General features: G+C 69.8%; 7 protein-coding genes. 4 read left to right on the forward strand and 3 right to left on the reverse strand.

The genetic code is table 11. The features are described from left to right. The first annotated feature begins 252 nt into the window (after positions 1–252). The 4 genes from Q8Q85_04845 to Q8Q85_04860 are packed head-to-tail and all read left to right on the forward strand — an operon-like array spanning position 253 to position 4,947. Positions 253–891, forward strand: coding sequence for a TetR/AcrR family transcriptional regulator (locus tag Q8Q85_04845; protein MDP3773575.1), 639 nt, complete (start codon positions 253–255; stop codon positions 889–891). Beyond that, complete coding sequence (locus Q8Q85_04850; GenBank protein MDP3773576.1) at positions 888–1,430, forward strand: (2Fe-2S)-binding protein; 543 nt, start codon at positions 888–890, stop codon at positions 1,428–1,430. The genes Q8Q85_04845 and Q8Q85_04850 overlap by 4 nt, the downstream gene beginning before the upstream one ends. After that, complete coding sequence (locus Q8Q85_04855) at positions 1,427–3,895, forward strand: molybdopterin-dependent oxidoreductase (protein MDP3773577.1); 2,469 nt, start codon at positions 1,427–1,429, stop codon at positions 3,893–3,895. The genes Q8Q85_04850 and Q8Q85_04855 overlap by 4 nt, the downstream gene beginning before the upstream one ends. Continuing rightward, complete coding sequence (locus tag Q8Q85_04860) at positions 3,892–4,947, forward strand: FAD binding domain-containing protein (GenBank protein ID MDP3773578.1); 1,056 nt, start codon at positions 3,892–3,894, stop codon at positions 4,945–4,947. Before Q8Q85_04855 ends, Q8Q85_04860 begins: the two co-directional genes overlap by 4 nt. 290 nt (positions 4,948–5,237) lie before the next feature. Here the strand turns inward: Q8Q85_04860 and Q8Q85_04865 are convergent, their stop codons facing one another. The 3 genes from Q8Q85_04865 to Q8Q85_04875 form a co-directional block, all read right to left on the reverse strand. After that, complete coding sequence (locus Q8Q85_04865; GenBank protein MDP3773579.1) at positions 5,238–5,765, reverse strand: hypothetical protein; 528 nt, start codon at positions 5,763–5,765, stop codon at positions 5,238–5,240. Beyond that, positions 5,753–6,031, reverse strand: coding sequence for a hypothetical protein (locus tag Q8Q85_04870; protein ID MDP3773580.1), 279 nt, complete (start codon positions 6,029–6,031; stop codon positions 5,753–5,755). Before Q8Q85_04870 ends, Q8Q85_04865 begins: the two co-directional genes overlap by 13 nt. A gap of 122 nt (positions 6,032–6,153) precedes the next feature. After that, the coding region (locus Q8Q85_04875; protein ID MDP3773581.1) for a hypothetical protein at positions 6,154–7,240 on the reverse strand (1,087 nt) is incomplete at its 5' end.

Consider the following 7,240-nt stretch of genomic DNA (forward strand, 5'->3'; position numbering starts at 1 on the left):
TGATCCGAAGGTTGTCGCGATGCCGGCTCGCGACTGAAGTCGCGGCTCGGCCGGATGACCGTCGCTGAAGCGACGGATCCGGACGCGGTTTCAGCCGCAGACTCCCAGCCGCGGGGCCGGCCGCCAGCAGGCTCAGAACGAAGTCGCGACGGTGCATGGGTACCCTAGCAGGATGCGACACCGTGCCCCGTCCCGCCAGAGGGCCGCCGCCAATGCCTTGACGGCGACCCTCCCGGCCGACAGATTCAAACCATGGTTCCAAAACTGAACCCGGGTTCGAATCACCTCGAGGGCGGGCCCCGGCCCAAGGACCGCCGGGCCCGGCGCGCCCTCGCGACGCGGCAGACCATCCTCCGCGCCGCCGCCGGTGTCTTCCGGGACCGGGGCTTCGCCGACACGGGGATGCGCGAGATCGCCGCGGCGGCTGACCTTTCCCCCGCCAACCTCTACTATTACTTCAAGAGCAAGCACGAGCTGCTCTACTTCTGCCAGGACCACTCGGTGGACATGATGCTCGTGGCGACCCGGCCGCCTAACGGACGGCGGCAGGGCCCGGCCGAGCGGCTCAGGCGCGTCATCACGGCCCACCTCACCTGCACGCTCGACGAGCTGGACGGCGCCGCCGCGCACACCGAGGTCGATGCCCTGCCCCCCACCTTGCGGGCCCGGATCGTCGCCAAGCGCGATCGCTACGAGCAGGCGGTGCGCCGCATCGTCGCCGACGGGGTGCGGCGCGGCGCGTTCGTGAGGTGCGATCCGGCACTCGTCACCCGCGCCATCCTAGGGGCGCTCAACTGGACCGCGAAATGGTACCGCCCGGACGGCACGCAGCGGCCGGCCGCCGTCGCCGACGCGTTCGGCGATTACCTGGTGAGAGGGTTGCGGAAATGATCGAGCGGCGCGCCAGCGGGCCCACCCTTCCGCCGACCGACGATCGGGCGCGCATCAGCCTCCGCGTCAACGGCGAGGAGCGGCACGTGCTCTTCGAGGGCTACAAGACGCTGCTCGAAGTCCTGCGCGAGGATCTGGACCTCACCGGCACCAAGCACGGCTGCGAGCTGGGCGAATGCGGCGCGTGCGCCGTGCTCAGGGACGGCAAGCCCGTCCTCTCATGCCTGGTCCTCGCCGTTGAGTGCGACGGGTCCGATGTGACGACGGTCGAAGGGCTGGCGGACGGCCCCGCGCTCCACCCGCTCCAGGAGAGCTTCGCGGACCTGGGCGCGGCCCAGTGCGGCTATTGCACGCCGGGCATCCTGCTCACCGCCAAGCACCTCCTCGACCACAATCCGGCGCCGACGCGCGAAGAGATCAAACAGGCGCTCTCGGGGAACCTGTGCCGGTGCACCGGATACCTCCAGATCTTCGAGGCCGTGGAAGCCGCGGCACGCACCGGCGCGCCGGCGGGCCGGCGCGCGGACGCCGCGCGATGAAGGTCATCGGCAAGGCGCGCCGCAGGGTCGATGGCCGCGCCAAGGTCACCGGGCAGACGAAGTTCGCGGACGACCTGATGCTGCCGCGCATGTTGTTCTGCAAGCTCCTCCGCTCGCCGCACCCCCACGCCCGCATTCTGACCATCGACGGGTCGAGGGCGCGCCGGGCCCCCGGGGTCAGCCTCGTGCTCACCGGCGACGACTTCCCGATCCCCTACGGCATCATGCCGGTGAGCCGCGACGAGCACGCCCTCTGCCGCGGCAAGGTCCGCCACGTGGGCGACCCGGTAGCGGCCGTGATCGCGGCGAGTGAGTGGGAGGCTGCTGAAGCCCTCAAGCTGATCGAAGTCTCGTATGAGGCGCTGGCCACCATCCACTCCCCGGAGGAAGCGCTCCGGAACCCGGCAACCCGTATCCACGAGTACGGCGAGGGCGGCAACATCCACCGGCTCGCCCACTTCGAGTTCGGCGACGTCGAGGAAGCGTTCGCGAAGCACGCCGACCGGGTCTTCGAGGACCTCTTCTTCTTCGGCGGTAGCACCCACCTGCCACTCGAGCAGCACGCCTCGGTCGCTGCGCTCGATCAGGACGGCCGTCTCACTCTTTGGTCCTCGACGCAGACGCCGCACTACGTGCACCGCGAGTTGGCGCGCGCGCTCGGCATTCCGGCACACCAGGTCCGCGTCGTTGCCACGCCCAACGGCGGCGGTTTCGGCGGGAAGAGCGATCCCTTCAACCACGAGATGGTGGTGGCCAAGGCGGCGCTCCTCACCGGGCGTCCGGTCAAGGTGACGTTGACGCGCGAGGAAGTCTTCTACTGCCATCGCGGCCGGCACCCGGTGCTGATGCACCTTCGGACCGGAGTGAAGGCCGACGGCACGATCGTCGGGATGGATCTCGAAACGCTGCTTGACGGCGGCGCATACGGTAGCTACGGCGCCGCCTCGACGCTCTACACGGGGCAGCTCCAAACGGTGACCTATCACGTGCCGCGCTATCGCTTCCGCGCGTGCCGCACGTTCACCAACACTCCGGCGTGCGGACCCAAGCGCGGGCACGGGACGCCGCAGCCGCGCTTCGCTCAGGAAGTGCAGCTCGACAAGATCGCCGTAGCGCTCGGCAAAGACCCGGCGGACCTGCGTCTCCAGCAGCTCGCACCCGCGGACTCGATCACCGCGAACTGGCTCAGGATAGGGACGATCGGCCTCAGGCAGTGCATCGAGGCGGTGGTCGAAGGTTCCGGGTGGCGGCAGCGCCGAGGCAAGCTGGGCGCGGGTCGTGGCCTCGGCATCGCGTGCTCGTCGTACCTCTCCGGCGCGGGCGTCGCGATCTACTGGAACGAGATGCCGCATTCGGGCGTGCAGCTCCAGCTCGACCGGTCCGGTCGGGTGACCGCGTTCTGCGGTGCGACGGAGATAGGTCAGGGATCCGACGACGTGCTGGCCGCGATCGTCGCGGAGGTCCTCGGCATCGACGCGTTCGACGTGAAGCTCGTCACCGGCGACACCGACCTCACGCCGGTGGACCTTGGCAGCTACTCGAGCCGGGTCACGCTGATGATGGGGAACGCGGCCATCCAGGCCGCCGAGCGGGCGAAGGCGATGCTCGCCGAGGCGGCCGCGGGCAAGCTCGGCGTGCCGGAGGGGCGGCTCGCGTTCGCGGACCGGCGAGTGTTCGACGTCGAGAACCCCGAAGCGGGGATGGGTTTCGCCGAGGCCGTCGTCGCGGCGGAGACGAAGTTCGGGACGATCGGGACGACCGGCTCGTACACTCCGCCCAAGTCGCCGGGCAAGTATCGCGGCTCGGGGGTGGGCCCGTCGGCGGCTTACTCGTACAGCGCGTCGGTGGTGGAAGTCGAGGTTAATCGCGAGACGGGATGGATCAGCGTGCCGAAGATCTGGATCGGGCACGACATCGGGCGGGTGCTGAACCCGGTTCTCGCGCGCGGCCAGGTAGAGGGTAGCGTCTACATGGGACTGGGCGAGGCGCTGATGGAGGAGCAGGTCTTCCGGCGGCTGCCGGCCCGGCTCTCGGGCGCGCTGGTCCACAAGATCCCCAGCCTCCTCGAGTACAAGTCGATCACGTCGCTCGAGATGCCGGAGGTCGTGACCTACTTCATCGAGAACCCGGACCCGAACGGGCCGTTCGGCGCGAAGGAGGTCGGCCAGGGGCCGCTGCTGCCGATCATGCCGGCAGTGGCTAACGCGGTGTTCGATGCGGTCGGCGTGCGGGTGGACGAGGTGCCGATCACGCCGGAGAAGATTCTGAGGGCACTGGAGAGTAAGGGGAGTAAGGGGAGTAAGGGGAGTGAGGGGAGTGATGGGATGGCCCGCGTGGGGCCGACGACCTTCCCCGACGTGCCTTGGCCGGAGCCGCTCAAGGTGCCGCCGCCGTGGGAAGGCGGCGATGGCCGCGCCCTGAACCAGGAGCAGCGGACGGAAAGAACGGCCGGGGCCGCAGGATGATGCGCGCGCCGAAGTTCCGGTACGTCGCCGCGCGGACGGTGAAGGATGCCGCGCTGGCGCTGCAGGACGGCGGCGCCGACGCGATGTTGCTCGCGGGTGGGACCGACCTGGTGCCGAACATGAAGCGGCGTCAGCAGACCCCGGCGATCGTGATCGGCATCCGGAACGTGTCCGAGTTGAAGAAGATCTCGAACGGCAAGGGCCTGACGCTCGGCACGGGGCTGACGCTCACCGAGATCACCGAGCACGAGAAGGTGCGGGCCGGGTACGCGGCGCTCGCCAAGGCGGCGGGCTCCGTGGCGACACCGCACCTCCGGAACATGGGCACGCTGGGCGGCAATCTCTGCCTCGACACCCGCTGCAACTATTACGACCAGAACTACGAGTGGCGGAAGGCGATCAGCTTCTGCATGAAGGCGCCGGGGAGCACCGACGGGCACGCCTGCACCAGCCCGGACGGCACCTCGATCTGCTGGGTGGCGACGAGTAGTCCCCGCTGCTGGGCGGTCTCGAGCACCGACACGGCGCCGGCACTCATCGCGCTGGGGGCCGAGGTCACCCTGGTGAGCACCGAGGGGGAGCGGCGGATTCCGCTGGAGCAGCTCTACAACAACGACGGGATGGCGTACCTCACCAAGCGCCGCGACGAGATCGTGACGAAGGTACACCTGCCGCCGAACGTCGAAGGTCGAAAGTCGACGTACTGGAAGCTGAGGCGGCGAGGGTCGTTCGATTTCCCGGTGCTCTCGGTCGCGGCATCGGCGCGGTTTTCCGGAGGGGGGAGCGGGGAGCGGGGAGCGGTACCTGCCGGTGCGGTAGTCCTTGAGGCGCGGGTGGTACTCGGGGCAGTTGCCTCGCGGCCGCTGATCGTCCCGGAGGCGGCAACGCTGGTCGGAAAACGCCTAACGGACGACGTGATCGCGACATTCGCCGAGCAGGCGTCGCGGCTGGCGAAGCCGCTCGACAACACCGATTTCGAGTTGGGGTGGCGGAAGAAGGTGGCGAAGAGTTACGTGGTGGGGGCGCTCAAGGAGCTGCGAGTCGGCGGCTAAGGTCCGGAGGTACGGGGCTGCTCCCACCGTGCCTCGCATCGTCTCGCCGAACCGTTGCCCCGCAGCAACAGGAGTGGCGCTCAGTCAGGCAGCTTCGGACGGACGAGGCCTCACCCTCCCAATCTCAACTTACGCACCAGCAAGAACTTAGCCAAGCCACCGCCGAGGATGCACGTCCGCGCCCGCGCACGGCGGCGGCGTGCCGTCGGGGCACTGAGCCCGCGCGGTAGCCGCTACCGAGACGGAGCAGGCGACGATGAGAAGCGGCATGATTGGGCGGGGACTTCGTCTCACGGTACCACCCGGATCGCGTCCTCGACAGCACGCCGGAACGTCCGCGGGTCCAGCGCCGGATACCGGTAGAGCGCCGGCTCGATCCGCGCGAACAGATCCAGCAGCTTCGCTCGCTCCACGAGTTCGCGCGACAGCATCACCTTGACGTCCGCAACGTCCTGGGCGTGGCCGCGCTCGATCTTGGCCAGCGCCTGGGCGTAGAGGTCGTAGTGGAAGACGGCCAGCTTTCCTTCCTGCATGACGAACACGCTGCGGTCTTCCCACCCCGGCAACTCAGGGATGAAGTCGGCCGGCGACGCGAGCTCGACGTTGATCTGGAGCTCGTCTTTGAGGCGCGCAATCGCACGGAGCACCGCATCAGGCTCGGGCACAAGCTTGACGTCCACGTCGATCGTCGTGGGCCGCCAGCCATACAGGACGGCCGTTCCACCGCCCGTCAGGTAGAGTCGGCACGCAGTGTCGGTGGCGCGGGCCAGTGCTTGCAGAAACGCCCGCAGGCGCTCTGCGTCGGTCAGGCGCCGCATTCGGCGGCACGCTCGAAGCTCACGAGCCGGCGGACCAGGGCGTTGTAGCGGGAGTGCGCGGTATCCGGATTCTCGGCGGTGAGGGCGGCGTAGAGCCGAAGCTCGGGCGGCGCCTGGTCGCCCTCGGGCACCGCGAAGCCGAGGCGGCGCAGCCGCGGCGCGCCGATCAACACCAGCAGCGCGGGAACGGATTCCAGGCCACGGGCCAGGTCCAGCAGGCCCGCTTCGATCAGCTCCTCGCCGGGAAGTGCGCGAGCGATGTCCATACGGAGGATTGTAGCGAGCGCCGCACGGGCTCGCAAAGCGAGCCAGTCGCGTTCCGGCCGAATCACCGGAAGGCCAGCGCGCCCGCGGCAAGCCATGAGGTCGGGCCGAAAGTCATCTCCGGCTAGCGCGGCGTGTTGAGAGGCCGCGACGCCTCGACCACGCGCCGGAACCTTGCGTCCGAGCGGATGGGATCCAGCTCCGGCGCGTCGAGGTAGCTCCAGAGCTGCGCGGCCAGCGGTCGCGCCCGCTCGAGCGCCTCGACCGCGAGGTCGCCGCGGCCCACCGACGCGAAGCCCGCGGCGAGCATGTAAGCGGCGCGAGGCGTAAGCGCGCCGGCCTCGCCCCCCGCGAACACGGAGGGATCCACGGCGGCGCGAGCCAGCCGGGAGCGTGCCGCCGCCGTGTCGCCCGCACGCGATTCGACCAGCGCCATCACGACCTCGCTCCAGTAGCGCGAGCCGGGAGGGGCGAAGCGCAGCGCCGCCTCAGCGTCGAACCTCGCCCCAGCCAGATCGCCTAGCGCCACCCGCGCGCGCGCCCGGTCGGCGTAGCTGAACCAGCTCGTGGGGTCGGCCACGAGCGCGCTGTCGAGCCAGCGCAGGGCATCGGTGTAGCGCCGCTCGTGGTACGCCCGGAACCCCAAGTCCCTGAGGCTAACCGGCCTCAGGGGATCGATATCGACGGCCCGCAGGGTGGCGCGACTCCCGGCCTCGTGCTCACCCATCCGCTGAAGCAGGACGCCGTACTGGCTGTGAGCTTCCGCGTTCCGCGGGTCCAGGGCGATCGCGCGCTCGAACGCCACCCGGGCGGGCGCCAGATCCCGCGGGCGCTCGAAGGATCGCAGGAGCGCCAGCGCCATCCACGCGTCCGACACCGTGGAGTCCGCGCGCAGGGCCTCCGCAGCCGCCGACAGCCCGCGCGCCAGCGACGAATCCAGCGGCAAGCCGGAGTAGGACCAGCCCCAGTTGACGTGCTGCGCGTACCCGTAGGCAATGCGCGAGCGCGCGGCGGTGAAGCCGGGATCCAGGCGCAGCGCTGCCTCGTATTCGGCAATGGCTCCCGCAACCGACTGCTGGGTGCGCTGGCCCAGCATGTAGTTGCCGCGCAGGAGAAGGTCGTACGCCGCGGCGTTGCGCGTGGGGCGCGCCTCAATGGAGGCGCGCTCGCCAGGCAGGAGGCGCCCGGCAATGGCGGTGCCCACCGCCTGA

The organism is Gemmatimonadales bacterium, from assembly GCA_030697825.1.
Classification (GTDB): Bacteria; Gemmatimonadota; Gemmatimonadetes; order Gemmatimonadales; family JACORV01; genus JACORV01.

What these genes read in the sequence shown, in the direction of transcription:
- Q8Q85_04865 (MDP3773579.1), bottom strand. Translation starts at nt 5,765, where the DNA reads ATGCGGCGCCTGACCGACGCAGAGCGCCTGCGGGCGTTTCTGCAAGCA.
- Q8Q85_04845 (MDP3773575.1), top strand. Translation starts at nt 253, where the DNA reads ATGGTTCCAAAACTGAACCCGGGTTCGAATCACCTCGAGGGCGGGCCC.
- Q8Q85_04860 (MDP3773578.1), top strand. Translation starts at nt 3,892, where the DNA reads ATGATGCGCGCGCCGAAGTTCCGGTACGTCGCCGCGCGGACGGTGAAG.
- Q8Q85_04870 (MDP3773580.1), bottom strand. Translation starts at nt 6,031, where the DNA reads ATGGACATCGCTCGCGCACTTCCCGGCGAGGAGCTGATCGAAGCGGGC.
- Q8Q85_04855 (MDP3773577.1), top strand. Translation starts at nt 1,427, where the DNA reads ATGAAGGTCATCGGCAAGGCGCGCCGCAGGGTCGATGGCCGCGCCAAG.
- Q8Q85_04850 (MDP3773576.1), top strand. Translation starts at nt 888, where the DNA reads ATGATCGAGCGGCGCGCCAGCGGGCCCACCCTTCCGCCGACCGACGAT.